The following is a 25098-nucleotide window of genomic DNA, read 5'->3' as shown; positions in this document are numbered from 1 at the left end:
AGGGGATGGCGGGGCAGGACGGGGCGGTGGGACGGGTTCCCACCGCCCCGTCCGGTCGCCCCCCGGCGCCTCGGACGGGTCGTCGCGGTTCCGAACCTGCCCCGAACGGGGACGCGGGTCCAGAACACACGCGCCGGTCTCCCAGCTTCCCGTTATCCGGACGCCGCCGTCCGCTGAGAGAATCGAACCCATGTCCCTCCTCGCGAAGCTCAGCATGCGCAACCGAGCGCTCATCGCGCTCGTCACCGTCGTCGTCGCGATCTTCGGCGGCATCGCGCTGAACGGGCTCAAGCAGGAGCTGGCACCGTCGATCCAGCTGCCGCAGCTGTCGATCATCACGGCCTACCCGGGTGCGTCGCCCGATGTCGTGAACGCGGATGTCTCGACCCCGATCGAGACCGCCATCCAGGGCATCACCGGGCTCGAGTCCACGTCGACGACGAGCTCGACGGGCGTCTCGCGCGTCGTCGCGAGCTTCACGTTCGGCACCGACCTCGCGTTCGCCGAGCAGAAGCTGCTCTCCTCGGTGAACCGCATCGCACCGACGCTCCCCGACGACGTCGACCCGCAGGTCGTCGCGTTCAGCTTCGACGACCTGCCGGTGCTGGCGGTCGCCGTGACCGGGGCCGACGACCCCACCACGCTCTCCGACGAGATCACCCGGACGACGCTCCCCGAACTGCGCGACATCGACGGCGTCCGCGACGCCGCCCTGGTCGGCGACCGGGGACAGCGCGTGGTGATCACCCCGGACGTCGCGGAGCTCGCCCGGTACGGGCTCACGACCCAGGCCATCCGCGACGCACTCCAGCAGAACGGCGTGCTCCTGCCCGCGGGCCAGATCACCGAGGGCGACTCGACCTTCGCGGTGCAGGCCGGCACGCGTCTCGGCAGCGTCGACGACGTGAGCGCCCTGCCCCTCGTCGGTGCGACCGAGCAGCAGCCGGTGTCCGACGAGGCGCTGCCGGACGGCACGCTGCCCGACGGCACCGGCACCGACGGCACGGGCACCGGGACGGACGCCGGCACCGACGGCACGGGTGCGACCGACGGCACGACCGCGTTCCCCGGAGCGGACGGCACGACCGCCACGGTCGCCGTGCCCGTCGCGCTCACCATCGGCGACGTGTCATCCGTCGAGCTCACCGAGAACCCCGAGACGAGCATCTCGCGCGTGAACGGCGAGCCGGCACTCGCGATCTCCGTCACGAAGCTCCCGTCGGCGAACACGGTCGAGGTCTCCAACGCCGTCGCCGCGGCGCTCCCCGACCTGCAGGCCTCGCTCGACACGACCAACCCGGGCACCGAGTTCACCGTGGTCTTCGACCAGGCGCCGTACATCGAGCACTCGATCGAGTCGCTCGCGGTCGAGGGCCTGCTCGGCCTCGTCTTCGCCGTGCTGGTGATCCTCGTGTTCCTGATGTCGGTGCGGGCGACGCTCGTGACCGCGATCTCGATCCCCACGTCGGTGCTCATCACCTTCATCGGGCTGCAGGCCGCCGACTACACGCTGAACATCCTCACCCTGGGCGCGCTCACGATCTCGGTCGGACGCGTGGTCGACGACTCGATCGTCGTCATCGAGAACATCAAGCGGCACCTCGTCGCGGGCGTCGACAAGGCGTCCACGATCGTGCACGCCGTCCGCGAGGTCGCCGGCGCGATCACCGCGTCGACGATCACCACGGTCGCCGTGTTCCTCCCGATCGCGCTCGTCGAGGGCGTCACGGGCGAGCTGTTCCGGCCGTTCTCGCTGACCGTGACGATCGCGCTGCTCGCCTCGCTCCTCGTCTCGCTCACGATCGTCCCGGTGCTGGCGTACTGGTTCCTGAAGCCCGCGAAGCCGCGGAAGGGCCAGACCGAGGCGGATGCCGCGGCCGCGGCCGCGTTCGTCGACGAGGTGCGGGTCGAGCCCGTTCCGAGCTCGCCCGTCGCCCCGGCCTCCACCCCGGCCGTCCCGTCGTCCTCGCTCCCCAGTGACGACGTCTGGCTCGCGCCCGAGCTGCGCGACGCCGATGGCGCCGGCGGGCTCGGCCGAGGGTCGGCCGGCACCACGGCGACATCCGCTCCCGTCGTGGTCGCCGCGCCCGCCGCGTCCGCGGCGAGCGTTCCGCCCCAGGACGAGCTGGAACACCCGTCGCGCCTGCAGAAGGGCTTCCTGCCGATCCTCTCGTGGACGCTGAAGCACTCCGCGGTGACCATCGTCATCGCCGTGCTCATCCTCGGCGGCACGGTCGCGCTCGCGCCGTTCATGAAGACGAACTTCCTCGGCGACAGCGGGCAGAACACGTTCCGCGTCACGCAGGAGCTGCCCGTCGCCTCGAGCCTCGAGTACATGGCGGAGGCGTCCGAGCCCGTCGAGGAGGCCATCCGCGGTGTCGAGGGCGTCGAGACGGTGCAGGCCTCGATCGGCACCTCGACCGGCGGCGGCGCGCTCGCCGCGTTCGGGGGCGGCGGCACCACCGTCGCCTACAACGTCACGACCGACGAGGACGCCGACCAGCTCGCCCTCCAGGAGGAGGTCCGGGCGGAGCTGGCCGAACTCGAGGACGTCGGCGAGATCACCCTCGCCGCGCAGAGCGGCTTCGGCGCCTCGAGCGACATCGAGGTCGACATCACGGCGGCGAACGAGGCCGACCTGCGTGCGGCGACCGACGCGGTGGTCGACGAGCTCTCCGGCCTCGACTCGCTGACGCAGGTCACGTCGAACCTCGAGGCGTCGCAGCCGTACATCGCGATCGAGGTCGATCGCGCCGCGGCCGCCGAGGCCGGCTACTCCGAGGTCGCGCTCGGCACCGTCGTGTCGGCCGCCATGCAGCCGCAGTCGGCCGGGTCGATCGTGATCGACGAGCAGACCCTCACGATCTACCTCGCGTCGGACGAGCCGCCGACCACGCTCGACGGCCTCCGGGAGCTCGAGGTGCCCACGTCGACCGGGCCGGTCCGCCTCGACGAGCTCGCGACGGTCGAGCAGGTCGAGGGACCGTCATCCGTCACCACCGTGCAGGGCCTGCGCAGCGCGACCGTCGCGGCGACGCCCGCGGGCGACGACCTCGGCACCGCCAGCGCCGACGTGCAGGGCGCCGTGGCCGCGGTGGAGCTCCCCGAGGGCACGTCGGCCTCGCTCGGCGGCGTCACGGCCGACCAGCAGGAGTCGTTCTCGCAGCTCGGGCTCGCGCTGCTCGCCGCGATCCTCATCGTCTACGTGGTGATGGTGGCCACCTTCCGCTCGCTGCTGCAGCCGCTGCTGCTGCTCGTGTCGGTGCCGTTCGCGGCGACGGGCGCCATCCTGCTGCAGGTCGTCACGGGCATCCCGCTCGGCGTCGCGTCGCTCGTCGGCGTGCTCATGCTCGTCGGCATCGTGGTCACCAACGCGATCGTGCTGATCGACCTCGTGAACCAGTACCGCGACCGGGGGATGTCGGTGCGCGACGCGCTGCTGCACGGCGCGTCGAGACGTCTCCGCCCGATCCTCATGACGGCGCTCGCGACGATCTTCGCCCTGCTGCCGCTCGCGCTCGGCATCACCGGCAGCGGCGGGTTCATCTCGCAGCCGCTGGCGCTCGTCGTGATCGGCGGTCTCCTGTCGTCGACCGTGCTCACGCTCCTCGTGCTGCCCTCGCTGTACGACCTCGTCGAGGGCGGGCGCGAGCGACGTCGCGAGCGGCGCGCGGCGAAGCAGGCGGCCGCGGAGGAGCCGGCCCCGGTGCCGGCGGTGGCGGGTCAGGCGCCGTCGGTCGCCGACGCGCGTCAGGACGGGGGCGGCGACGTCGCCGCGGCCCCCGGAGACGCGGACGCCGGTGCGGGCGACGCGACGGCGCCCGACGCCGACGCCGATGCCGCCGACGACGCCGGTGCCGATGTCGCACCGGATGACACGGACGGCGGGACCGAATCGGGCCCGAAGCCCGTCAGCTGACGCCCGCGCCGGCTCCCGGCCCGGGGGCCGGCACCACCGGCTCGAGGCGCACGATGACCGCCTTCGAGACCGGGGTGTTGCTCTCCTCGGCGGCGCTCGCCAGCGGGACCAGCACGTTGGCCTCCGGGTAGTACGCGGCCGCGCAGCCGCGCGCGGTCGGGTACGCGACCACGCGCTGGTTCGGCATCCGTCGGTCGGGCTCGCCCGGCCACTCGCTCACGACGTCGACGCGCTGCCCGTCGGCGAGTCCGAGCTCGGCGAGGTCGTCGGGGTGCACGAACACCACGTCCCGGCCCTTCCGGATGCCGCGGTAGCGGTCGTTCAGGCTGTAGATGGTCGTGTTGAACTGGTCGTGCGAGCGCAGCGTCTGCAGGATCAGCCGGCCGGCCGGACGCTCGAGGTGCTCGAGCTCGTTGACCGTGATCATCGCCCGGCCCGTCGGGGTGTCGAAGCGCCGCTCGTCGCGCGGGCCGTTCGGCAGGATGAACCCGCCCTTCCGCCGCACGTCGTCGTTGAAGGACTCGAACCCGGGCACGACGCGCGAGATCCGATCGCGGATGAGGTCGTAGTCGCGCTTGAACTCGCGCCACGGGATGCCGTGGCGGTCGCCGAGCGTCGCCTCGGCGAGCCGGCACACGATCGCCACCTCGGAGAGGAGGCCTTCGGCGACGGGCGGGATCGCGCCGTGGCTCGCGTGCACCGCGCAGACGCTGTCCTCGACGGAGACGAACTGCGGCCGGCCGTCCTGGAGGTCGACCTCGGTGCGGCCGAGGGTCGGCAGGATCAGTGCCTCCTCGCCCGTGACGACGTGGGAGCGGTTGAGCTTGGTCGAGACCTGCACCGTGAGCTTCGCACCGCGCATGGCCCGCTCAGCGGCATCCGTGTCGGAGATCGCGCCGACGAAGTTGCCGCCCATCGCGACGAACACGTCGATGTCGCCGCGCTGCAGGCCCCGCACCGTCTGCAGCGAGTCGGCGCCCTCCCTGCGCGGCACGGGGAAGCGGAACTCCTCCTCGAGCGCGGCGAGGAACCGCTCCGGCATCTTCTCCCAGATGCCCATCGTGCGGTCCCCCTGCACGTTGCTGTGCCCGCGGATCGGGGAGGCCCCCGCGCCGGGCTTCCCGATGTTGCCGCGGAGCAGCAGCAGGTTCACGATCTCGCGGATCGTCGCGACGGCCTTCCGCTGCTGCGTGAGGCCCATCGCCCAGGTGATGATGACGCGATCGGCGGCGAGGTAGTCGGCCGCGAGCGCGTCGATCTCGTCGGCGCGCAGCCCGGTCGCCGCGAGCACGGCCGCCTCGTCGAGGTCGGCGAGGTGCGCACGGAGCGCCTCGAGCCCGACCGTGTGCCGGCCGAGGAAGTCGTGGTCGAGCACCGTGCCGGGCGCGGCCTCCTCGGCGTCGAGCACGCGCCGGGAGACCGCCTGCAGCAGGGCCATGTCGCCGCCGGAGCGGATCTGCAGGAACCGGTCGGCGATCGCCGTGCCCTTCCCGAGGATGCCGCGCACCCGCTGGGGGTTCTTGTAGCGGATGAGTCCGGCCTCGGGCAGCACGTTCACGCTCACGACGCGCCCGCCCGCCCGCTTGGTCTCCTCGAGGGCCGTGAGCATGCGCGGATGGTTCGTGCCCGGGTTCTGGCCCATGACGATGACGAGGTCGGCCTTGGCGAAGTCGTCGTAGTGCACGGTCGACTTGCCGATGCCGATCGTGGAGAGCAGGGCGGTGCCGGTCGACTCGTGGCACATGTTCGAGCAGTCGGGAAGGTTGTTCGTGCCGAACGCCCGGACGAAGAGCTGGTAGAGGAACGCGGTCTCGTTCGCGGTGCGACCGCTCGTGTAGAAGGCGGCGCGGTCGGGGGAGTCGAGCGTGTTCAGTCGCTCCGCGATGATGCGGAACGCGTCCTCCCACGCGATCGGCTCGTAGTGGTCGGACCCCGCGGGCTTGTGCACGGGCTCGGTGAGCCGGCCCTGCTGCCCGAGCCAGTGCTCGCCGCGGCCGGCGAGGCTCGTGAGCGAGTGCTCGGCCCAGAACCCGCGGGGCACGGTGATCGGCGTCGCCTCCCACGTCGTGGCCTTCATGCCGTTCTCGCAGAACTCGAGCACGTTGCGGTGGCCGGGGTCGGGCCACGCGCAGCTCATGCAGTCGAAGCCGTCCCTCTGGTTGATGGCGAGGGCGAGCCGCGCGGTGCGCGAGAGCCCCATCCCGGCGAGCGCGGGCTCCATCGAGTGCAGGATCCCCGGGACGCCCACGGCCCAGTCCTTGGGGTGGCCGACCTGGAGATCGGGGTACGCCTCGGGCGCCCGCTCGTCCATCAGCCCGCCACCGCCTCGGTCGCCGTGTCGCGCACCGCCGCGCCGATCGGCTCCTCGATGCGCGCGGCGCCCGCGTAGACGACCATCGACGCGCCGCGCAGGAACCCGACGAGGGTCAGGCCGGATGCCGCGGCGTGCTCGACCGCGAGCGACGACGGCGCGGACACGGCCGCCAGCACGGGGATGCCGGCCATGGTCGCCTTCTGCGCGAGCTCGAAGCTCGCACGCCCCGAGACCTGGAGGACCGTGCCCCGGAGCGGCAGAAGGCCCTCTCGTGCGGCCCAGCCGACGACCTTGTCGACGGCGTTGTGACGGCCCACGTCCTCGCGCAGCACGAGGAGCTCGCCCGTCCGGCCGTCGAAGAGCGCCGCCGCGTGCAGGCCGCCGGTGCGCTCGAACACCGCCTGCCCCGCGCGCATCCGGTCGGGGAAGCCCGCGAGCCGTGCCGGGTCGAGCCGGAGCGCGTCGCCGGCGACGTCGTAGGCGGACCGCGTCCGGACGGCGTCGATGCTCGCCTTGCCGCAGACGCCGCAGGAGCTGGTCACCGTGAAGTTCCGCTCCGTCGAGGCATCCGGTGCCGGTACGCCGGCCGCGAGCCCGATGTCGAGCACGTTGTACGTGTTCTCGCCGGGTGCACCGCAGTGGATGGCGGCGGCGACCTGGTCGCCCCGTGAGACGACCCCCTCGGAGACGAGGAAGCCGGTGGCGAGGTCGACGTCGTGCCCGGGCGTGCGCATGGTGACCGCGAGCCGGCGCCCGCCGACCCGCATCTCGAGCGGTTCCTCGACCGCGAGGTGGTCCTCCCGCCGGGATGTCGCGCCGCCGACGGTGACCCGTGTGACCCGCGTCCTCGCGGTGATCCTGCCCATGCCCCCTGCCTATCACGCCCCGACCCGGACCGGGCGATCTACAGTGAACGGGTGGTCGTGGTCGATGCGGTGATCCTCATGGGCGGGCGTGCCGAGCGGCTCGGCGGCATCGCCAAGGGCGACCTGCGCGTCGAGGGGCGGACGCTGCTCGAGCGCGTGGTGGCCGCGGCCGGCGCGGCGCGTCGGCGGGTCGTGGTCGGCGAGGTCGGCGTCTCGCGGCTGCCGGCCGACGTGGTCGTCGTGCGGGAGGAGCCGCCGTTCTCCGGCCCAGCGGCCGCGGTGGCGGCGGGCGTGGCCGCGCTGCCGCCCGACTCCGAGGTCGGGGATGACGCGGTGCTGCTGCTCGCGGGCGACCAGCCGTTCGCCGATGAGGCGATCGGGCCGCTCCTCGCGGCGCTCGCGGGGTCGGACGCCGAGCGGATCGACGGCGTGCAGGGAGTCGACGACGACGGGCGGGCCCAGTACCTGACGAGCGTCGTCCGCCGCCGCGCGCTCGACGCGGCGATCGCCGGCGCGGGCCCGCTCGCGGGCGCATCGATGCGCCGATTGGTCGCCGCGTTGCGCCTGGCCGACGTCCGACTGGCGGGACGGGCCACGATGGACGTGGACACGTGGGCCGATGCCCGCGCCGCCGGTGCGACCGGCACCGGCCGCACGGGCGGCCCGCACGACGGAGGGAGCGACGACATGAGCGACCGGGACGACCTGCACCGGGTGCTGGCGGAATGGGCCGACCGGGTGCGTGCGGAACTCGACATCGCGGACGCACCGCTCGACCTCGACGGCGTGCTCGGCGTGGCAGGCGTGGCGGCGCACGCGGTCGTCCGGCCCGCCGCCCCCGTCACGACCTACCTCGCGGGCTACGCCGCGGGCGTCGCCGCGGCGTCGGGTGCCGATCCGGGTGCCGCCGCGGCCGACGTGCTCGAACGGCTGCGCCGGCTCGCCGGCTCGTGAGCGCACCTGTGGCCTGGGCCGAGGCGCGGGCGCTCGCGAGATCGGCGGCGCCTCCGCCGCGTGCCGAACGCGTGCCGCTCGCGTCCGCGCTCGGTCGAGTGCTCGCCGATCCGCTCGTCACCGCGATCCCGCTGCCGCACTTCGCGTCGGCGGCGATGGACGGGTGGGCCGTCCGCGGGGCGGGGCCGTGGCGGCTCGGCGAGGACGCGGCAGTCGAGGGCGGAGGTCCCGGCCATGCGCCCGTGCTCGCCGCGGGCGAGGCGGTGGAGATCGTGACGGGCGCCCCGGTGCCGGATGGCGCGGAGGCCGTGCTCCGCGCGGAGGCGGGCAGCGTCGCCGACGGCGTGCTCCAGTCGGTTGGCGAGACCGGGCGGCACGATGTCGAGGGGCGACGGCACATCCGCCCCGCCGGCGCGGAGGCGGCGCCCGGGGATCGGCTCCTCGAGGCCGGCGCGGTGCTCACGCCACCGCGGATCGCGCTCGCCGCGGCGACCGGCGCCGACGCACTCGCGGTTCGGCGACGGGTACGCGTCGCCCTCGTCCTGACGGGGGACGAGGTCGTCGAGGCGGGCGTTCCCGGGCCCGGGCAGGTGCGTGACAGCTTCCGGGTCGCGATCCCGGCCGTGCTGCGGGCCCTCGGAGGCGACGTCGTCGCCGTGCACCGCGTCGGCGACGACGAGGACGCGACCCGGGTCGCCCTCTCGGCCGGCGGCATCGACCTCGTCCTGACCACCGGAGGCACGGGGCGCTCGAGCGCCGACCACGTGCGGGCGGCGCTCGCCGCCGCCGGTGCGGCGCTCCTCGTCCCGGGCATGGCGATCCGGCCCGGAGGCCCGACGCTCCTCGCGCGGATGCCCGACCGGCTCGTGCTGGGACTGCCCGGCAACCCGCTCGCGGCGCTGCTCGGCCTCGTGGCCCTCGGTGCGCCGCTGCTGTCGGCGTGGACGGGTGTCGACGCGTCGACCCGCACCGTGGTCGCGGCGAACACGCTCCCGGGCCGCGCCCGTTCGACGGGCCTCGTGCCGGCGACGCTCGCCGGTGCGGAGGCGACGCCCGTCGCGCACCTCGGCTCGGGCATGCTGCGCGGGCTCGCCGCTGCGGACGTCGTGCTCGTGGTGCCGCCGGCCGGCGTCGCGGCCGGTGAGCCTGTCGAGGCGCTGGCACTGCCCTGGACGGGCTGATCCGGTCGGCGGCGAGTGGGAGGATCGGGACATGGAGCGCACCGATCGCGACATCGACGCATACCTCGCGGCCCTCGAGGGCGACCGCGCCGACGCCATGCGCGAGCTCGACCGGGTCATCGCCGCCGAGTTCGCCGGGCTCGAGCGCGTGCTGTGGCGGGGCGTGTTCTGGGGCGGCACCGAGCAGGAGATCATCGGCTACGGCGCCATCGCCCAGCCCCGCCCCCGCGGTGGGTCGGTGGACTGGTTCCTGGTCGGCCTCGCCGATCAGGCGAAGCACCTCAGCATCTACGTCAACGCTGCGGAGGGCGGCGGCTACCTCGTCCAGCGTCACGCGTCCGAGCTCGGACGCGTGAAGGTCGGCTCCGCCGCGGTCGCCGTCCCGAGCCTCGATCGACTCGACCTCGAGGCGTTCGTCCGGGTGCTCCGGAGGGCGAGGGAACTCACCCCGGACGTGCGCTGAGGCACCGCCCGAACGCGCTCCGGAGCGGTTCGCCCGCGATTCACCGAAGCTTCACCGTCCCGTCGCATCGTGCCCACCCCGAGGCCCGTGCCGACTCCGTACGGTCGAGGCATGTCCACCGAGGTGCCGCTCCATGAGCGGGTGCACGACACCCTGCGCGAGCGCATCGGGCGCGGCGACTGGACCGCCGGCATGCGACTGCCGAGCGAGGCGGCGCTGTGCCGCGAGTTCGGGACGAGCCGCGGCCCCGTGCGCCGGGCGCTCGCCGTGCTGCGCGAGGAGGGATACGTCGTCGGGGGCCGCGGGCGGCCCCCGCTCGTCGGGCGCGTCGTGCCGACGCAGCCGTTCTCGACGTTCACCTCGTTCACGGAATGGGCGCGCGCGATCGGCCGCGACCCGGGGCAGCGGACGCTCGAGGCGGGCGCCCGGCCGGCCCCCTCGACCGTCGCGGGCTTCCTCGGGCTCGACGAGGGCGCGACCGTGACCCAGGTGGTTCGCGTGCGACTGCTCGACGGCGTGCCGACGATGGTCGAGCGCAGCTCGTTCCCGCCCGAGATCGGCGCGCTGCTCGACGACCTCGATTGCGATCGGGGGTCACTGCACGCGCACCTCGTGTCGCGGGGGGTCGACCTTCGGCGTGCACGGCACACGATCGACGCGGTCGCCGCGAACCCCCTCGACTCGGAGCTCCTCGAGGTCGAGGCCGGCAGCCCGCTCCTCCGCGAGCGCCGCATCACGTTCGACTCGGCGCGTCGGCCCCTCGCCTACGCCGACGACCGGTACCGGCCGGAGCTCGCGACCTTCACGATCGAGAACGAGGTCGACCGCCGCACTCCGCTCACGCGATCGCACCCCGTCGAGGCGGCCCGGTGATCACCCTCGTCGTGCTGGCGTTCGAGGGCGCGGTGGTCCGACGGTCGACGGATGCCGCGGCGCCGCCGGTGCTCGTCAGGGGCGTCGCGGCGACGGTCGCCGAGCTGCGCCGCAGGGGCGTGCGCGTCGTGCTGGTGTGCGAGGGTCCGCACCGCACCGCGGTCGACGCGCTCGCGGGCCTCGGCTGGTCGGTGTCCGGCGAGCTCCGCACCCCGCACGCCGTCGACGCCGTCGTGGCCGTCGACGACGTGGCATCCGCCCCGCCCGCGCCCTTCGCCGTGCACCACGCGATGGAACTCGTCGGCACGCTCGACGTGCGCCAGGTGCTCGTCGCCGGGGACTCCGTCGCGATGCTCGAGGCGGGCCGCGCTGCCGGGGCCGGGTGGGTCGTGGGCGTCCTGAGCGGTGCCGCGCGTCGGCCGGAGCTCGCGTCGGTGATGCACGACGCGATCCTCACCGACGTGAACGACCTCGTGGCGCTCCCCGTGCCGGCGGCGCCGGTGCGCTGACGCCGGCGTGCCGTCGCCGCCGCCGGCGATGCGCGGTCAGCCGACGTGCGGGCCGAGCGGCGTGCCCTGGTGGAAGAGCATCCTCGGCCGCCCGCCCGCGAGCCGCCAGAGCGAGCTGCGGCGGCTGCGCATGCCGTCGGCGTCGAGCGTGTAGGTCAGCAGCGCCAGGTCGGGTCCGACGAGCTCCACGTGCTCCCCGGTCACGACCGCTGACTGCACGTCGACCGCGTCGGGCCCGGTCATGACGTCGATCAGCTCGTCCCGCGTCCACAGTCGCCCGCTGCGTCCGATCTCGCGGAACGTCTCGTGCAGCAGGTCCTCGAGGGCCGTGGGGTCCCGTCGGGTCTCGGGCTCGAGCAGTCGGCGCTCCGCACCGGTCACGAGCACGGCGATGGACTCGTCTTCCATGCGGCGAGCCTACGCCGTCGGTCGCCGACGCGCGCCGGGGGTCGTTCGGCCGTTGCGTGCCGCCGGCGGGCGTGCGCACGATGGATGCATGGCGAGCCCCCGCGACTTCGATCCCGCCTGCGAGGATCCGGCCGAGGTCGCCGATCGCCTGGGCGTCGACCCCGATGTCGGGCTCGCGGCAGCTGAGGCGGGGGAGCGGCTCCGCACGCACGGCCCGAACGAGCTGCGACCCGCTCGGCGCGTGCCGTTCTGGCGCAGGGTCGTCGCCCAGCTCGCGGACCCGCTCATCCTGCTCCTGCTGGCGGCGGTCGTCGTCTCGGTCGTCGCGTGGCTCATCGAGGGGGCGCACGGCTGGCCGATCGACGCGCTCGTGATCCTCGCCATCATCGCGCTGAACGCCGTGCTCGGGCTCGTGCAGGAGTCCCGCGCCGAGCGCGCGGTCGCCGCGCTCGCCGTGATGACCCGAGCCCACTCGACGGTCCTCCGCGACGGCGAGCTCCGGACCGTCGCGAGCGACGCCCTCGTGCCCGGCGACGTGCTCGCGCTCGCCGAGGGCGACCGGGTCGGCGCGGATGCGCGGCTCGTGCGCGCGACGGCGCTCCGCGTCGCCGAGGCATCCCTCACCGGCGAGAGCGAGCCCGTCGAGAAGGACCCGTCGACGCTCGAGGGGCGCGTGCCGCTCGGCGACCGCCGGGACATGGTGTTCGCCGGCACCGCGGTCAGCCGTGGCACCGGGCGGGCCATCGTGACGGGGACGGGCATGTCGACCGAGATGGGCGCGATCGCGACGATGCTCGACGAGACCGTCGAGGATCCCACGCCGCTGCAGGTCGAGGTCGGGCATCTCGGCCGCATGCTCGGGCGCATCGTCATCGCGATCGCGATCGTCGTCATGCTGACCGTGACCATCGTCCAGGGCGTCGACACGCCCTCCGGGTTCGTGACCGTCCTGCTCCTCGGCGTCTCGCTGGCGGTCGCGGCCGTGCCCGAGGGGCTCCCGGCGATCATGTCGCTCGTGCTCGCCCTCGGCGTGCAGCGGATGGCACGCCGGAACGCCGTCGTCAAGCAGCTCTCGAGCGTGGAGACGCTCGGGTCGGCATCCGTCATCTGCACCGACAAGACGGGAACCCTGACGACCAACCAGATGACGATCCAGCGGATCGTCACGGCCTCGGGCGTCGTCGACCTCGGCGGCGTGGGCTACGCCCCCGTGGGTGCGGCCACGTCGAGGGGGCGTCCGCTCGCCGACGGGCCGCTGCGCGCCGAGGCGCAGCTCGTGCTCCGCGCCGGCTCGCTGGCGAACGACGCCCAGCTGGCCGAGCGCGACGGCGCCTGGGAGATCGAGGGCGACCCGACCGAGGCGGCGTTCCTCGTCGCCGCCAGGAAGATCGCCGGCACCGCCGAGGAGGCGGCCCGCTACGGGCGCGTGGGCGAGGTGCCGTTCAGCTCGGAGCGCAAGATGATGTCCACCGCGCACCGGCACGAGGGCGGTGACGTCGTCGTGCTCAGCAAGGGCGCGCCGGACGTGCTGCTCCGGCACTGCACGCGCCTCCGGGTCGGCGACGAGGTCGTGCCGCTCGACGCGGTGCGCCGCGCCCACGCCCTCGCGGAGATCGAGGCGCTGTCCGAGGAGGCGTTCCGCACGCTCGCGGTCGCGTACCGACCGGCGCCCGAACTCGCCGGCGACGACGGGCGGGCGGATGCCGCGGGGCTCGACGAGACCGCGGAGGAGGACCTCGTGTACGCGGGGGTCGTGGGCATCATCGACCCGCCCCGGCCCGAGGTGCGACCCGCGATCGCGGAGGCCCGCGCCGCCGGCATCCGCGTGGTCATGATCACGGGCGACCACCCGGCGACCGCCGCGCGCATCGCGCGGGACCTCGGCATCATCGACGAGGACGGCATCGCCCTCCCGGGCGCGCGACTCGACGGCATGGACGACCGGCAGCTGCGCGACGCCGTGCGGACGGTGTCCGTGTTCGCTCGCGTCGCGCCCGAGCACAAGCTCCGCATCGTCGACGCCCTGCAGGCCGAGGGCCTGGTCGTCGCGATGACCGGGGACGGCGTGAACGACGCGCCCGCGCTGAAGTCGGCGGACATCGGGATCGCGATGGGCATCACGGGCACCGAGGTCACGAAGGAGGCGGCGAAGATGGTCCTCGCCGACGACGACTTCGCGACCATCGTGCACGCGGTCCGCGAGGGCCGGGTGATCTTCGACAACATCCGGAAGTTCCTGCGCTACCTGCTGTACTCCAACATGGGCGAGGTGCTCACGGTGTTCCTCGGCGTCGTGTTCGCGGGGGCGCTCGGTTTCGCGGGCGCCTCCGACGAGGCGGTCGTGCTGCCGCTGCTCGCGACGCAGATCCTCTGGATCAACCTCGTCACCGACTCGGGCCCCGCGCTCGCGATGGGCGTGGACCCTGAGGTCGATGACGTCATGGCGCGGCCGCCGCGCGGCCTGCACGATCGGGCGATCGACCTCGGCATGTGGGTCGGCATCGCGACCACGGGCATCGTGATCGCGATCGCGACGCTGCTCACGATGGACGCCTTCCTGCCCGGTGGGGTGATCCCGGGCGGCACCGACACGTTCGAGACGGCGCGCACCGCCGGGTTCACGACTCTGGTGTTCGCGGGGCTGTTCACCGCGTTCAACGCCAGGTCGGCGACGTCGAGCGCGTTCCGCGGGGTCTTCGCGAACCGCTGGCTGTGGGGCGCGGTCGCGCTCGCCGTCGTGCTCCAGGCGGCGGTCGTGTCGTGGCCGCCGCTGCAGGTCGCCTTCGGCACGATGTCGCTGGATGCCGGGCAGTGGGCCGTCTGCGTCGCGATGGCCTCGTCGGTGCTGTGGGTGGAGGAGCTGCGGAAGCTCGCCATCCGGATGGTGGCGCGTCGCCGGACGGGCGGCGCGGCAGGTGCCCCCGCCCGCACGTCCGGGATCCCAGACACGCGGCCGCGCTGACGCATGGGCCCGCGGCATCCGTCGTTGCTACCGTCGGCACCATGACCGAGTCCGCCGCACTCTCGCACGATCCCCTCTGGCCGCGTGCGGGCGACTGGCCGGCGTTCGACGGACTGCCGGGGAACGTGCGGGCGGCGCTCGCGATCATCGGCGTGCCCGCCTGGCGCACGTCGCTCTCCCCGACGGCCGCGCACGCGACGCCCGCCGCGATCCGCGAGGCGTTGCGGCGGTACAGTCCGGCGCTCGTCCCCGACCGCTCCCGCGACCCCTTCGACTCGCCGCTCGCGGGCGGCGCCGACCTCGGCGAGCTGGACCTCGTCGACGCGGGCGACATCGACGAGCCCGACGGAGAGGCGGGCGAGGCCCGCACGCGGTCTCGCGTCGGCGAGGTGCTCGCGCGGTCCGAGGCGCTCGTCGCGCTCGGCGGCGACAACTCGGTCACGTTCGCGACGGCGCTCGGGGCCTGGGGCGCCGACCTGGGCACGGCCGGACTGGTCACGATCGACGCGCACTACGACCTCCGCGACGGCGTCTCCAACGGGTCGCCCGTGCGCCGGCTCGTCGAGGCCGGACTGGACCCGAGCCGCATCGTGCAGATCGGCATCCAGGACTTCGCGAACTCCGCCGCCTACGCGCGGCGTGCGGCCGACCTCGGGATCACCGTCATCCACCGCGACGAACTGCACCACCGCCTCCCCCACCTCGCCATGGCCGAGGCGCTCGAGATCGCCGGGGCGGCCGGCGGGCCGGTCCACCTCGACGTCGACGTCGACGCGTGCGATCGATCCGTCGTGCCCGCGTGCCCCGCGTCGGTGCCCGGCGGCCTCGCGGCGTGGGAGCTCCGCGCGCTCGTGCGGGCGGCGGCATCCGACCCCCGCGTGCGGAGCGCCGACCTCGTCGAGATCGACTCGACCGCCGACGCGGCCGACGGGCGCACGGTGCGGCTCGCGGCGCTCTGCGTGCTCGAGTTCGCGGCGGGCGTCGCACGTCGCATGGTGCCCGGTCCGGCGGAGCCGACGGCGATCGGGTCGGCGTAGCGCACGCCGGCGGGCGGCCCGGACCCGGCCGACCCGGCACGGCCCGGTCGAAACGGCGTCCTGCCCGCGACGCGGCACGCCCGCAGTGGCAGACTCGCCCCATGAAGACCCTCGTGCTCGTGCGTCACGCGAAGTCGGCGTGGGGCGATCCGACCCTCGCCGACCACGACCGACCGCTGAACGACCGCGGTCGACACGACGCCCCCGCGATGGCGGTCAGGCTCCGCGAACGCGGGGTCGTGCCCGAGGCGATCCGATCGAGCACCGCCGTGCGGGCCCGGACCACGGCGGAGGCGATGGCGGACGCCCTCGCCCTGCCCGCCGACGTGCTCGTGCTCGACGAACGCCTCTACGGCGCGGGCCCCGACACGATCCTGGGCGTCGTCGCCGAGCTCGACGAGGAGATCGGCACCGCGATGGTCGTCGCACACGACCCGGGCATGTCCGTCCTCGCCTACCGGCTGTCCGGCGAGATCGAGCACATGCCCACGTGCGCCGTCGCGGAGTTCCGGTTCGCGGTGTGGTCGTGGCCCGAGGTGGCCGACGCCGCAGCGGTCGCGGTGCACCTCGACACGCCGCGCTGAGCGCTCAGTCCGCGTCGTCGGGGCGGGCGAGCATCCGTCGCACGTAGGGTGTCGCGGGCGCCGCGGCGAGCTCGTCGAGCGTGCCCCGCTGCGTCACGCGGCCCGACTCCAGGACGAGGACGTGGTCGGCGAGCGTCGCGGCATCCGCTCGACTGTGCGTCACGACCACGGTCGCGCCCCCGAACTCCCGCACGTGCGCGGCGAGCTCGGCCCGCATCTCGTGCCGGAGCTCGACGTCGAGCGCCGACATCGGCTCGTCGAGCAGCAGCACCTCGGGCTCGGCCGCGAGCGCCCTGGCGAGCGCGACGCGCTGCGACTGCCCACCCGACAGCTCACCGGGCAGCCGCTCGGCGAGCTCGGCCAGGCCGTAGCGCGCGAGCCAGGGCTCGGCGGCGGAGCGGGCGGCGTGCCGCGACCCGCGCATGCGCGCCGCGAACGCGACATTGTCGCGCACCGTGAGGTGCGGGAACAGCACGTAGTCCTGGAACAGCACGCCGATCCGCCGTCGTTCCGGCGGGAGGCGATCGACGTCGCGGGACCCGATGCGCACGCGTCCGGCGTCGATCGGGACGAGGCCCGCGATCGCGGCGAGCAGGGTCGACTTGCCGGCGCCGTTCGGCCCGATGACGGCGAGCGGATGCCCCGGCAGCGCATCGAACGCCGCCTCGACCCGATGCGAGCCGCGCGTCACGGTCACCTCCGCGTGCAGCGCGGGGCGCGCGTCGGACCGCCCGGGCCGCGGCGCGGGGGTCGCCGCCGTCATCCGCGCACCCCCGGCAGCCAGCGGTCGCGGAGGAGCAGGAGCACGCCGACCGACACGGCGAGCAGCAGGAGCGCGAGCGCGATCGCCTCGTCGGGATCGGTCTGCATCGCCAGGTAGCTCGCGATCGGCAGCGTCCGGGTGACGCCGGGCAGCGACCCGGCGAACGTGATCGTCGCGCCGAACTCGCCGAGCGCCCGCGTGAAGCAGAGCACGGCGCCGGCGGCGACCCCCGGCGCGACGAGCGGCAGCGTGACGTGCCGGAACACCTGCCAGCGCGACGCCCCGAGCGTCGCCGCCGCGAGCTCGGTGCGCCGATCGGCCGAGCGCAGCGCGCCCTCGACCGCGAACACGAGGAAGGGCAGCGCGACGAAGACCTGCGCGAGCACCACCGCCCCCGTCGTGAACGGCACGGTGATGCCGAACAGGTCGGCGAGCGCGCCCCCGAGCACCCCGCGGCGGCCCAGGAGGAGCAGGAGGGCGATCCCGCCGACGACGGGTGGGAGGACCAGCGGCACCGTCACGGCCGCCCGCAGCAGGCGCCGTCCGGGCGCCGGCCACGACGCGGCGCGCGCGAGCAGCACCGCGAGCGGCACCCCGAGCACGAGGCACGCGCCCGTCGCGACGATCGCGGTGCCGAGGGAGAGCACGAGTGCCTCGAGCACGGACTCGCGCGCGAGCAGCGCCCCGAGCTCGCCCCACGGGGCGCGCACGACGAGCGCCACGAGCGGCAGCACGAGCACCGCGAGCCCCACGCCGGCGAGCAGTGCCACGGGCCACGCGAGGCCGTCGTGCGAGCGGCGGGCGCCCCGTCGTACGGGTGCGCGCGGCGGTGCCTGCCGTGCGGTCACGGCGCGCCGAACCCGAACCGCTCGAGCACGTCGCGGCCCTCCCGGCCCGTGACGAAGTCCCGGAACGCGGCCGCTGCCGCCGGATGCGGCGCATCGACGAGGTCGGCGATCGGGTACCGGTTGACGACGGATGCCGCGGCCGGCACCTCGACGCCCTCGACGGCGTCGCCGGCCGCGCGGACGTCCGTCACGTAGACGAGCCCCGCGTCGACCTCGCCGAGGGCGACCTTGGTGAGCACGGCCTTCACGTCTGACTCGAGCGTGTCGGGAGCCGCGTCGACCCCCTCGGCGTCGAGCAGCGACGCGGCGGCCGCGCCGCAGGGCACGCTCTCGTCGCACAGCGCGATCCGCAGCTCGTCGCGGGCGAGGTCGGCGAGGCCGGTGATGCCGGCCGGGTTGCCCGCGGGCACGACGAGCTCGAGGGTGTTCGTCGCGAAGACGGCGGCACCGTCGGCGAGCGCGGCGTCGACGACCCTCGCCATCGGGGGTTCGGCGGCCGCGGCGAACACGTCGGCCGGTGCGCCCGCGACGATCTGCTGCGCGAGCGCGGCGCTCCCGCCGAGGTTCAGGACGACGTCGACCTCGGGGTGCCGCTCCTCGAACCGATCGGCGAGCTCCTCGAACGCCTCGGCGAGGGACGCGGCCGCGAACACCGTGATCGTCCCCGACTCGACCGCGACGACCGTCGGGTCCGCCGATCCGGACGGTTCGGCCGAGGTGCCGGAGCCGCCGGAGCCGCCGGCGCATGCCGTGAGCCCGGCCAGCCCCGCGGCGGCGAGCACGACCGCGGCGACGCGGGAGCGGAGCATCCGTCGCCCGTCGTGCCGAGCGCGTCGGCTCACGCGTCGACCCCGCCCGGGAGTTCGATCGAGACCACGGTGGCCTTCGCGCTCGCGGCGGCGAGCATGCCCGGTTCGAGCCCGAGCTCGTCGGCGGCCTCCCGGCTCATGAGGGAGACGATGCGGAAGGGTCCCGCGCGGAGCTCCACCTGGGCCATCACGCCGTCGCGCTCGACGGCGGTGACGAGGCCCACGAAGCGATTGCGGGTCGAGGCGCGCGCGAGCGGGAAGGCCTGGGCGAGCGCACCGCCGTCGGGCTCGTCGCCGAGCAGCCGGACGAGTTCTGACCCGGCGACCATGCGCATGCCGTTCGGGCCGCGTTCGAGTTCGAGGCGACCCGCGTCGGCCCACCTGCGGACCGTGTCGTCACTCACCCCGAGCAGCGCGGCGGCCTCGCTGATGCGGAACGAGGTCATGCTTCCCACCGCGAATGCGTGGCCATACTGCGAGCGTACCCGCATCTGCGGAGGCGATCCAGCCCGCCCCCGATCGGGTCGGGGCGCACGATCCGCGCCGGGTCAGCCGCCCCGCAGCGCTCGGTACCGTTCCGCGTCGATGGCCAGCACGCGGGTCGTGCCATCGTTCGCGATCTCCTCGAAGCCGAGCCGCTCCGCGAGCGCCTTCGAGGCGACGTTGCCGGGTGTCATGTGCGCCTCGGCCACCGACGCCCCCAACTCGTCGAACGCCAACCCGAGCATCGCGAGGCCGGCTTCGGACGCGTAGCCCTTGCCCTGCCAGCGCGGACCGATCACCCAGCCGACCTCGACCCGGCGTGCGGCCGGGTCGAGCGATCGCAGGTGCAGCGACGCATCGCCGATCAGCCGGTCGTCGAGCAGAACCGCGAGGGCGAGGAAGTCGTCGCGCTGCTCGAGCCGGGTGTGGTGCGTGCGGTTGAGCAGGTGCACGAATGACTCGGCGCGGGTCCGCAATGGCCAGGAGAGGTGCTCGACGACGGCCGGATCGGACTGCAACTCGTACCAGGCCGTGGCATCGGCCAGTCGATGCGGGCGCAGCCGGAGGCGCTCCGTCACGATCACGGGGGAGCGGACCCCGTCGGGGATACGCGGCCCGCGCAGGAACCGCGGGCGCTGCGGGACGAGGTCGCGGAGGAGGCGCACGACGTCGGTCGACGGGTCTCTCGACCCGTCTCGCCCGGCGCCGGGCGGTGCTCCTGTCGTGCGGCTCATCGAGGCCCCCTCTTCACGCTCCCGCATTCGTCCGCACCGCGCAAGACCGGGAAGTCGGTGTCGCGCGGCGCTGGACCGCGGCCCCTCACCGGCACGGTCTGCCCTCGACGGTATGCGGCGTTCCTGTGAGGATGACAGGGATTGCCCCGGGCGACCCGATGGCCTAGCCCTGCTGCGAGAATCGAGCCATGCCCATCGATCCCGATTCGCCGCGGTTCGCGCGGCAGCGCGTGCTCCCGGGCATGGGCGCGGCGGGCCAGCGCCGGCTCGCCGGAGCCCACGTCGTGGTGCTCGGCATGGGCGGGCTCGGCAGCGCCGTGGTCCCAGCGCTCGCCGCGGCGGGCGTCGGTCGCCTCACCCTCGTCGACGACGACGTCGTCGAGTCGACCAACCTCCACCGCCAGACGCTCCACCACGACGCCGACGTGGGGCGTGCCAAGGTCGACTCGGCGACGGATGCCGCGCTGCTCCTCGGCCCCGGCGCCGACGTCCGGGCCGTGCGCGCACGATTCGACGAGGGCGACGCCGACGACCTGCTCGCGGGTGCCGACCTCGTGGTCGACGGCACCGACGACATCCTCACCCGGTACATCGCCGACGACGCCGCCGCGCGCGCCGGGATCCCGCTCGTCTGGGGCTCGGCCGCGAGGTTCTCCGGCCAGGTCGGGGTGTCGTGGGAGGCGCGGGGCGTGTCGTACCGCGACCTCTTCCCGGAGCCGCCGGCCGACGCGGGGCTGAGCTGCGAGATCGACGGCATCCTCCCCACCGTCTGCACCGTCACCGGCGGGCTCATGGCCGGCGAGGTGCTGAAGCTCCTGACCGGGCTGGGCGAGCCGCTGCTCGGGCGGGTCGCGGTCTACGACGCGCTGGCCGGTCGCACTCGCGAGATCGCGTACGCGCGAGCGGATGACGCGCCGGACCGGACCCGGACGCCGACGGGCGTCGAGCCCAGCGCGCCGTCTGCGCCCTCGGCGCCCTCCGGGTCCTCCACGCCCGGCGAGGTCGACGCTGCCGCGCTCGCCGCGGAGCTCGCTTCCGATGCGCCCCCGCTGCTGCTCGACGTGCGCGAGCCGTGGGAGGCCGACCTCGTCGCGATCGCCGGCTCGATCCTGATCCCGCTGCACGAGCTCGGCGCCCGCACGGGCGAGCTCGACCCCGCGGCATCCGTCGTCGTGTACTGCCACCTCGGCGTGCGCTCGCGACTCGCCGCAGAGCACCTCATCGGCGCCGGGTTCGCCGAGGTGCGGAACCTGACCGGCGGCATCGACGCGTGGTCGCTCGCCGTCGACCCCGAACTGACGAGGTACTGATGACGCGGATCCCGTTCGACGAGCACGCCCGGTTCGTGCGGTCCTTGCTCGCCCCGCTCGGCGCCAGGCCGACCGAGCGGGTCGCGGTGGGCGATGCGCTCGGTCGCATCACCGCCTCGCCCGCCGAGTCGCCGATCGACCTGCCGCCCTTCCGGAACGCGCAGATGGACGGCCTCGCGGTGCGGGCGGCGGACGTCGCGGATGCCCCGGTCGAGCTTCCGGTCGTCGGCGAGTCGGCGGCGGCACCCGGCACGCCGGCTCCGCTCGCGGCCGGGACCGCCGTGCGGATCATGACCGGAGCGCCCGTGCCGGAGGGGGCCGACGCGGTCGTGCCGGTCGAGGACACGGAGGCGATCGACGGTTCCGAGCTGGTGCGAGTCCTCCGTGCCCGTTCGACAGGCGAGTACGTCCGCGCCGCCGGCTCCGATCTCGTCGCCGGCGACGACGTGCTGCCAGCGGGCATCCGACTGGCGCCGCGTCACCTCGCGGCGGCCGCGGCCTCGGGACTCACCGAGCTGCTCGTCCGCGAGCGCGTCCGCGTCGCGGTCGTCAGCACGGGCAGCGAGCTCGTCGAACCGGGCGCGCCGCTCGGACCGGGCGAACTGCCCGACGCGAACGGCGTCGCACTGCGCTCCGCCGTCGCCGCGTGCGGGGCCGTCGTCGTGCATGCCGGACGCGTCCGCGACGAGGTCGCCCGACTCCGTGCCGAACTCGACGCCGCGATCGACGCGGGGGCCGAGCTCGTCCTCACGAGCGGCGGGATCTCGCAGGGCGCGTACGAGGTCGTGCGCGAACTCATCGAGCCGCTCGGCGCGTGGGTCGGCTCGGTGGCGATGCAGCCCGGCGGACCCCAGGCCACCGGCGTGTACCGCGGGGTGCCGCTCATCGGATTCCCGGGCAACCCGGTCAGCGCGCAACTCTCCTTCGCGCTGTTCGTCGCTCCGTCGCTCCGCGCGATCGCCGGGCTGCCGCCGGCGCGCACCGAACGGATGCTGCTCGCCGACGCCGTCCGCTCCGTTCCGGGGAAGCGGCAGTTCCTCCGCGGGACCCGCACCGACGGCGGGCTCGCCCTGCCCGTCGGGGGACCGGGGTCGCATCTCGTCGCCGCGCTCGCGGCATCCGAGCTGCTCATCGTGATCCCGGATGACGTCGAGGCACTGGCGGCCGGCGACCAGGTCGATACCGTGTTCCTATGAGCGAGCTCACGCACCTCGACGACGACGGCCGCGCGCGCATGGTCGACGTCGGCGGCAAGCTCGTGACGCGCCGGATCGCGATCGCGGCGGGCCGACTCGACACGACGGCCGAGGTCGTCGGCCTCGTGCGGTCCGACGGACTGAAGAAGGCCGACGTGCTGCCGACGGCGCGGATCGCCGGCATCTCCGCGGCCAAGCGCACGAGCGAGCTGATCCCGCTCGCGCACATCGTCCCGCTCGACGCGGTGTCGATCGACTTCGGCTTCGAGGAGTCGGCGGTGACGATCCGCGCGACCGCCTCGACCACCGGGCGCACGGGCGTCGAGATGGAGGCCCTGACCGCCGTCGCCGTCGCCGGGCTCACGCTGCACGACATGGTCAAGGCCGTCGACCCGGCCGCGCAGCTCGGCGGCATCCGGCTCGTCGAGAAGCGCGGCGGCAAGCGGGGCGTGTGGCGGGCCGATGCGGAACCGTCGTCCGAGCGCGAGGCGCCGGCGCCGCACGGCGCCTCGCGGCGGGCGATCGTGCTCGTCGCGTCGACCCGGGCCGCGGCCGGTACCGCCGACGACACGACGGGCCCGGTGATGGCCGGATGGCTCGGCTCGCGAGGATTCGACGCGGCCGAGCCGCTCGTGGTCGCCGACGCCGACATCGCGGAGGCGTTGCGCGCCGCCGTCGACGAGCAGCCGGCGGTCGTGCTCACCACCGGCGGCACGGGCGTGAGCCCGACGGATCGCACGCCCGAGGCGACGCACGCCGTCATCGACCGGGAGTTGCCGGGCGTCGCCGAGGCGATCCGCACCGCGGGTCGCGCCGCCACGCCGACGGCGGCGCTCAGCCGTGCCCTCGCCGGCGTGGCCGGACGCACCATCGTCGTGAACCTCCCCGGCTCACGCGGCGGCGTCGCCGACGGTCTCGCGGTGCTCGACGAACTCCTCCCGCACCTCGTCGACCAGGTCGCCGGCGGCGACCACACCGGGCGCCCGATCACGGGCGCCGGGGGTGACGAGCCCGTCGGCGAGGCGGAGCGGATGGAGCACGGGGGAGCGCCGCATGCCTGAGCAGCGTCCGCCGGCGGACGCCCCGTCGCCCGACGCCGCCGTGCCCGACGTCTACGCCGTCGTCACCGACGCTCCGCTCGACCGCGCGGCCGTCGAGGCTTTCGTGCTCTCGCGGCGCGACGGCGCGCTCGTCACGTTCGAGGGCGTGATCCGCGACCACGACCACGGCGAGACCGTGTCGGCGCTCGACTACTCGGCGCACCCCGACGCGGAGCGGTTCCTGCGGGAGACGTGCATCGAGGTCGCGCGCGAGACGGGCCTCGCCGTCGCGGCCGCGCATCGCGTCGGCGCGCTCGGGATCGGGGACGTCGCCCTCGTGGCATCCGTCGCCGCACCGCACCGCGCCGAGGCGTTCGCCGCGTGCGCCCTGCTCGTCGACCGGATCAAGGAGCGCACGCCGATCTGGAAGCGGCAGCACCTCGACGGCGGCACGAGCGAGTGGGTGAACCTCTGACGGCCGGCGTCGCCCGGCTCGGCGGTCAGCCGCCCGCGAACGGCGGCAGCACGTCGACCTGCGCGCCGATCGAGGCCGCGCGGTCGCGTCGCACCACGCCGTCGACGAGGAACGAGCCGTTGGCGACGACGCGCGCCATCGCCGGACCGTAACGCGCGACGAGCAGGTCGGCGAGAGCGCCCACCGTGGCGGCGCCGCCGTCGCCCGGCACGTCGATCCGCTCCTCCTCGGCCCCGGCCGCCTCGGCCGCCGCGGCGAAGTAGCGCACGAGCACGGTCGTGGTTCCGGTCGTCGCGGTGTCAGCCACCGATGCCCCCCATCGTCCGCACCGGACGCACGAAGTCGACGTCGTCGATGCCGTGCCCGGCCTTCTTCGCCCACATCGCCGCACGCCAGACCTCGGCGATCTCGTCGTCTCCCGCACCCGCGCGCAGCAGCCCGCGCAGGTCGGTCTCGTCGTCGCCGAACAGGCACGACCGCACCGAGCCCTCCGCGGTCAGACGCGTGCGGTCGCACGCCCCGCAGAACGGGCGGGTCACCGACGCGATGATCCCGACCGTCGCCGGGCCGCCGTCGACCAGCCACTCCTCGGCCGGCGCCGCCGGGTCCTCGCGCCCGACCGGCGTCAGCGCGAAGCGCGCCCCCAGCACCGCCAGCAGCTCCTCGGCGTCGACCATGTGCTCGCGTCGCCAGGCCTCGTCGGCATCGAGCGGCATCTGCTCGATGAAGCGGAGGCGACACCCGTGCTCGATCGCCCACTCGAGCAGCGCGGGGGCGTCGTGGAGGGTCTGGCGCATGAGCACGGCGTTGACCTTCAGCGGCCCGAGTCCCGCCCGGTGGGCGCCGGCGATCCCCGCGAGCACGGCCGGCAGCCGGTCGCGCCGCGTCAGTCGGGCGAAGTGCTCGCGGTCGAGGGTGTCGAGCGAGACGTTCACGCGCGACAGCCCCGCGTCGCGCAGCGCCTCGGCGCGCTTGTCGAGGCCGATGCCGTTGGTGGTGAGCGCGAGCGGCGTGCCCGGTGCCGCCTCGGCACTGCGTCGCACGATCTCGACGAGGTCGCCGCGCGTGAGCGGCTCGCCGCCGGTGAAGCGCACCTCGCGCACGCCGAGCTCGTGCACCGCGATGCCGACCAGGCGACCGATCTCGCCGGCGGACAGGAGCTCATCGCGGGGGATCACGGGCAGGCCCTCGGCGGGCATGCAGTACGTGCAGCGCAGCGAGCACGCCGAGGTGATCGAGATCCGGAGGTCGTGCGCGACGCGCCCGAAGCGGTCGACGAGCCCCGGGACATCCGGTCGGCCCGCCATCGACGGCACGTCGGAGCCACCCCGGCGGACGGCCGGGATGCCGAGCGCGATGGCAGCCATGTC

The 25098-nt window shown here is 74.7% G+C and carries 23 protein-coding genes; 13 read left to right on the top strand and 10 right to left on the bottom strand.

Going from position 1 to position 25098, the window contains the following annotated elements:
- The first annotated feature begins 190 nt into the window (after positions 1 to 190).
- The gene (locus GJR97_RS04575; protein ID WP_154345355.1) at positions 191 to 3919 is read left to right on the top strand and encodes an efflux RND transporter permease subunit; all 3729 of its coding nucleotides are present in this window, start codon (positions 191 to 193) and stop codon (positions 3917 to 3919) included.
- Here GJR97_RS04575 and GJR97_RS04570 read toward each other — a convergent pair.
- Together GJR97_RS04570 and fdhD are read right to left on the bottom strand one after the other, a co-directional pair.
- On the bottom strand, positions 3912 to 6230 hold the full coding sequence (locus GJR97_RS04570; protein WP_154345354.1) for an FdhF/YdeP family oxidoreductase: 2319 nt from the start codon (positions 6228 to 6230) through the stop codon (positions 3912 to 3914). The two genes, GJR97_RS04575 and GJR97_RS04570, sit on opposite strands and share 8 nt — an antisense overlap.
- Positions 6230 to 7099 carry a formate dehydrogenase accessory sulfurtransferase FdhD gene (gene fdhD, locus GJR97_RS04565; RefSeq protein ID WP_154345353.1) on the bottom strand — a complete coding sequence of 290 codons (870 nt, stop codon included), beginning with the start codon at positions 7097 to 7099 and terminating at the stop codon, positions 6230 to 6232. Before fdhD ends, GJR97_RS04570 begins: the two co-directional genes overlap by 1 nt.
- A 51-nt stretch (positions 7100 to 7150) precedes the next feature.
- Here fdhD and mobA point away from each other — a divergent pair, with 51 nt between their 5' ends.
- The 5 genes from mobA to GJR97_RS04540 all read left to right on the top strand — a co-directional run bounded on the left by mobA (position 7151) and on the right by GJR97_RS04540 (position 11079).
- Complete coding sequence (gene mobA, locus GJR97_RS18100) at positions 7151 to 8053, top strand: molybdenum cofactor guanylyltransferase (RefSeq protein WP_154345352.1); 903 nt, start codon at positions 7151 to 7153, stop codon at positions 8051 to 8053.
- Positions 8050 to 9234, top strand: coding sequence for a molybdopterin molybdotransferase MoeA (locus GJR97_RS18680; protein WP_324613153.1), 1185 nt, complete (start codon positions 8050 to 8052; stop codon positions 9232 to 9234). The genes mobA and GJR97_RS18680 overlap by 4 nt, the downstream gene beginning before the upstream one ends.
- 31 nt (positions 9235 to 9265) lie before the next feature.
- Positions 9266 to 9697 carry a hypothetical protein gene (locus tag GJR97_RS04550; RefSeq protein ID WP_154345350.1) on the top strand — a complete coding sequence of 144 codons (432 nt, stop codon included), beginning with the start codon at positions 9266 to 9268 and terminating at the stop codon, positions 9695 to 9697.
- A gap of 111 nt (positions 9698 to 9808) precedes the next feature.
- The gene (locus GJR97_RS04545; RefSeq protein ID WP_154345349.1) at positions 9809 to 10570 is read left to right on the top strand and encodes a GntR family transcriptional regulator; all 762 of its coding nucleotides are present in this window, start codon (positions 9809 to 9811) and stop codon (positions 10568 to 10570) included.
- The gene (locus GJR97_RS04540; protein WP_324613152.1) at positions 10567 to 11079 is read left to right on the top strand and encodes an HAD family hydrolase; all 513 of its coding nucleotides are present in this window, start codon (positions 10567 to 10569) and stop codon (positions 11077 to 11079) included. Before GJR97_RS04545 ends, GJR97_RS04540 begins: the two co-directional genes overlap by 4 nt.
- A 36-nt stretch (positions 11080 to 11115) precedes the next feature.
- Here the strand turns inward: GJR97_RS04540 and GJR97_RS04535 are convergent, their stop codons facing one another.
- Positions 11116 to 11487 (bottom strand): nuclear transport factor 2 family protein, encoded by a 372-nt coding sequence (locus GJR97_RS04535; RefSeq protein ID WP_154345348.1) that lies wholly within the window; start codon positions 11485 to 11487, stop codon positions 11116 to 11118.
- Positions 11488 to 11575: 88 nt separating this feature from the next.
- Here GJR97_RS04535 and GJR97_RS04530 point away from each other — a divergent pair, with 88 nt between their 5' ends.
- The 3 genes from GJR97_RS04530 (at position 11576) to GJR97_RS04520 (ending at position 16070) form a co-directional block, all read left to right on the top strand.
- Entirely contained in the window at positions 11576 to 14449 is a 2874-nt protein-coding gene (locus GJR97_RS04530) for a cation-translocating P-type ATPase (protein ID WP_154345347.1), read from the top strand.
- A gap of 41 nt (positions 14450 to 14490) precedes the next feature.
- On the top strand, positions 14491 to 15486 hold the full coding sequence (locus GJR97_RS04525; protein WP_154345346.1) for an arginase family protein: 996 nt from the start codon (positions 14491 to 14493) through the stop codon (positions 15484 to 15486).
- Between the two features lie 101 nt (positions 15487 to 15587).
- Positions 15588 to 16070, top strand: coding sequence for a SixA phosphatase family protein (locus tag GJR97_RS04520; protein ID WP_154345345.1), 483 nt, complete (start codon positions 15588 to 15590; stop codon positions 16068 to 16070).
- 4 nt (positions 16071 to 16074) lie between these two features.
- Here GJR97_RS04520 and GJR97_RS04515 read toward each other — a convergent pair whose 3' ends face one another.
- From GJR97_RS04515 to GJR97_RS04500, 5 genes are all read right to left on the bottom strand, one after another.
- Positions 16075 to 16833: an ABC transporter ATP-binding protein gene (locus GJR97_RS04515; protein ID WP_154345344.1), complete on the bottom strand. Its 759-nt coding sequence runs from the start codon at positions 16831 to 16833 to the stop codon at positions 16075 to 16077.
- Positions 16830 to 17681 carry an ABC transporter permease gene (locus tag GJR97_RS18085; protein ID WP_407643571.1) on the bottom strand — a complete coding sequence of 284 codons (852 nt, stop codon included), beginning with the start codon at positions 17679 to 17681 and terminating at the stop codon, positions 16830 to 16832. The genes GJR97_RS04515 and GJR97_RS18085 overlap by 4 nt, the downstream gene beginning before the upstream one ends.
- Positions 17678 to 18490 (bottom strand): molybdate ABC transporter substrate-binding protein, encoded by an 813-nt coding sequence (gene modA, locus GJR97_RS18080; RefSeq protein ID WP_229275986.1) that lies wholly within the window; start codon positions 18488 to 18490, stop codon positions 17678 to 17680. Before modA ends, GJR97_RS18085 begins: the two co-directional genes overlap by 4 nt.
- Before the next feature lie 29 nt (positions 18491 to 18519).
- Entirely contained in the window at positions 18520 to 18936 is a 417-nt protein-coding gene (locus GJR97_RS04505) for a TOBE domain-containing protein (RefSeq protein ID WP_154345343.1), read from the bottom strand.
- A 102-nt stretch (positions 18937 to 19038) separates the two neighbouring features.
- Positions 19039 to 19707, bottom strand: coding sequence for a GNAT family N-acetyltransferase (locus GJR97_RS04500; RefSeq protein WP_154345342.1), 669 nt, complete (start codon positions 19705 to 19707; stop codon positions 19039 to 19041).
- A 188-nt stretch (positions 19708 to 19895) separates the two neighbouring features.
- Between GJR97_RS04500 and GJR97_RS04495 the strand changes: the two genes are divergently transcribed.
- The 4 genes from GJR97_RS04495 to GJR97_RS04480 are packed head-to-tail and all read left to right on the top strand — an operon-like array spanning position 19896 to position 23728.
- Positions 19896 to 21017: a HesA/MoeB/ThiF family protein gene (locus GJR97_RS04495; protein WP_154345341.1), complete on the top strand. Its 1122-nt coding sequence runs from the start codon at positions 19896 to 19898 to the stop codon at positions 21015 to 21017.
- Positions 21017 to 22213, top strand: coding sequence for a molybdopterin molybdotransferase MoeA (locus GJR97_RS04490; protein WP_154345340.1), 1197 nt, complete (start codon positions 21017 to 21019; stop codon positions 22211 to 22213). The genes GJR97_RS04495 and GJR97_RS04490 overlap by 1 nt, the downstream gene beginning before the upstream one ends.
- Entirely contained in the window at positions 22210 to 23274 is a 1065-nt protein-coding gene (moaCB, locus tag GJR97_RS04485; protein WP_154345339.1) for a bifunctional molybdenum cofactor biosynthesis protein MoaC/MoaB, read from the top strand. The genes GJR97_RS04490 and moaCB overlap by 4 nt, the downstream gene beginning before the upstream one ends.
- Positions 23267 to 23728: a molybdenum cofactor biosynthesis protein MoaE gene (locus GJR97_RS04480; RefSeq protein WP_154345338.1), complete on the top strand. Its 462-nt coding sequence runs from the start codon at positions 23267 to 23269 to the stop codon at positions 23726 to 23728. The genes moaCB and GJR97_RS04480 overlap by 8 nt, the downstream gene beginning before the upstream one ends.
- A 25-nt stretch (positions 23729 to 23753) precedes the next feature.
- On the opposite strand, the gene GJR97_RS04475 is transcribed toward GJR97_RS04480, so the two are convergent.
- Entirely contained in the window at positions 23754 to 24035 is a 282-nt protein-coding gene (locus GJR97_RS04475) for a MoaD/ThiS family protein (protein ID WP_165307226.1), read from the bottom strand.
- A complete protein-coding gene (gene moaA, locus GJR97_RS04470; protein WP_154345337.1) occupies positions 24028 to 25095 on the bottom strand; it encodes a GTP 3',8-cyclase MoaA in 1068 nt (355 codons plus the stop codon). Before moaA ends, GJR97_RS04475 begins: the two co-directional genes overlap by 8 nt.
- Positions 25096 to 25098: the final 3 nt, after the last annotated feature.

The organism is Agromyces kandeliae (assembly GCF_009674665.1).
Classification (GTDB): Bacteria; Actinomycetota; Actinomycetes; order Actinomycetales; family Microbacteriaceae; genus Agromyces; species Agromyces kandeliae.
Note: the sequence above shows the minus strand (reverse complement) of the source record. Positions and strands in the feature narration are given on the sequence as shown.

Excerpts from the sequence above, each read along its gene's own strand:
- GJR97_RS04575 (WP_154345355.1), top strand. The coding sequence starts at position 191 with ATGTCCCTCCTCGCGAAGCTCAGCATGCGCAACCGAGCGCTCATCGCG.
- GJR97_RS04570 (WP_154345354.1), bottom strand. The coding sequence starts at position 6,230 with ATGGACGAGCGGGCGCCCGAGGCGTACCCCGATCTCCAGGTCGGCCAC.
- fdhD (WP_154345353.1), bottom strand. The coding sequence starts at position 7,099 with ATGGGCAGGATCACCGCGAGGACGCGGGTCACACGGGTCACCGTCGGC.
- GJR97_RS04550 (WP_154345350.1), top strand. The coding sequence starts at position 9,266 with ATGGAGCGCACCGATCGCGACATCGACGCATACCTCGCGGCCCTCGAG.
- GJR97_RS04545 (WP_154345349.1), top strand. The coding sequence starts at position 9,809 with ATGTCCACCGAGGTGCCGCTCCATGAGCGGGTGCACGACACCCTGCGC.
- GJR97_RS04535 (WP_154345348.1), bottom strand. The coding sequence starts at position 11,487 with ATGGAAGACGAGTCCATCGCCGTGCTCGTGACCGGTGCGGAGCGCCGA.
- GJR97_RS04530 (WP_154345347.1), top strand. The coding sequence starts at position 11,576 with ATGGCGAGCCCCCGCGACTTCGATCCCGCCTGCGAGGATCCGGCCGAG.
- GJR97_RS04525 (WP_154345346.1), top strand. The coding sequence starts at position 14,491 with ATGACCGAGTCCGCCGCACTCTCGCACGATCCCCTCTGGCCGCGTGCG.
- GJR97_RS04520 (WP_154345345.1), top strand. The coding sequence starts at position 15,588 with ATGAAGACCCTCGTGCTCGTGCGTCACGCGAAGTCGGCGTGGGGCGAT.
- GJR97_RS04515 (WP_154345344.1), bottom strand. The coding sequence starts at position 16,833 with ATGACGGCGGCGACCCCCGCGCCGCGGCCCGGGCGGTCCGACGCGCGC.
- modA (WP_229275986.1), bottom strand. The coding sequence starts at position 18,490 with ATGCTCCGCTCCCGCGTCGCCGCGGTCGTGCTCGCCGCCGCGGGGCTG.
- GJR97_RS04505 (WP_154345343.1), bottom strand. The coding sequence starts at position 18,936 with ATGACCTCGTTCCGCATCAGCGAGGCCGCCGCGCTGCTCGGGGTGAGT.
- GJR97_RS04500 (WP_154345342.1), bottom strand. The coding sequence starts at position 19,707 with ATGAGCCGCACGACAGGAGCACCGCCCGGCGCCGGGCGAGACGGGTCG.
- GJR97_RS04495 (WP_154345341.1), top strand. The coding sequence starts at position 19,896 with ATGCCCATCGATCCCGATTCGCCGCGGTTCGCGCGGCAGCGCGTGCTC.
- GJR97_RS04490 (WP_154345340.1), top strand. The coding sequence starts at position 21,017 with ATGACGCGGATCCCGTTCGACGAGCACGCCCGGTTCGTGCGGTCCTTG.
- moaCB (WP_154345339.1), top strand. The coding sequence starts at position 22,210 with ATGAGCGAGCTCACGCACCTCGACGACGACGGCCGCGCGCGCATGGTC.
- GJR97_RS04480 (WP_154345338.1), top strand. The coding sequence starts at position 23,267 with ATGCCTGAGCAGCGTCCGCCGGCGGACGCCCCGTCGCCCGACGCCGCC.
- moaA (WP_154345337.1), bottom strand. The coding sequence starts at position 25,095 with ATGGCTGCCATCGCGCTCGGCATCCCGGCCGTCCGCCGGGGTGGCTCC.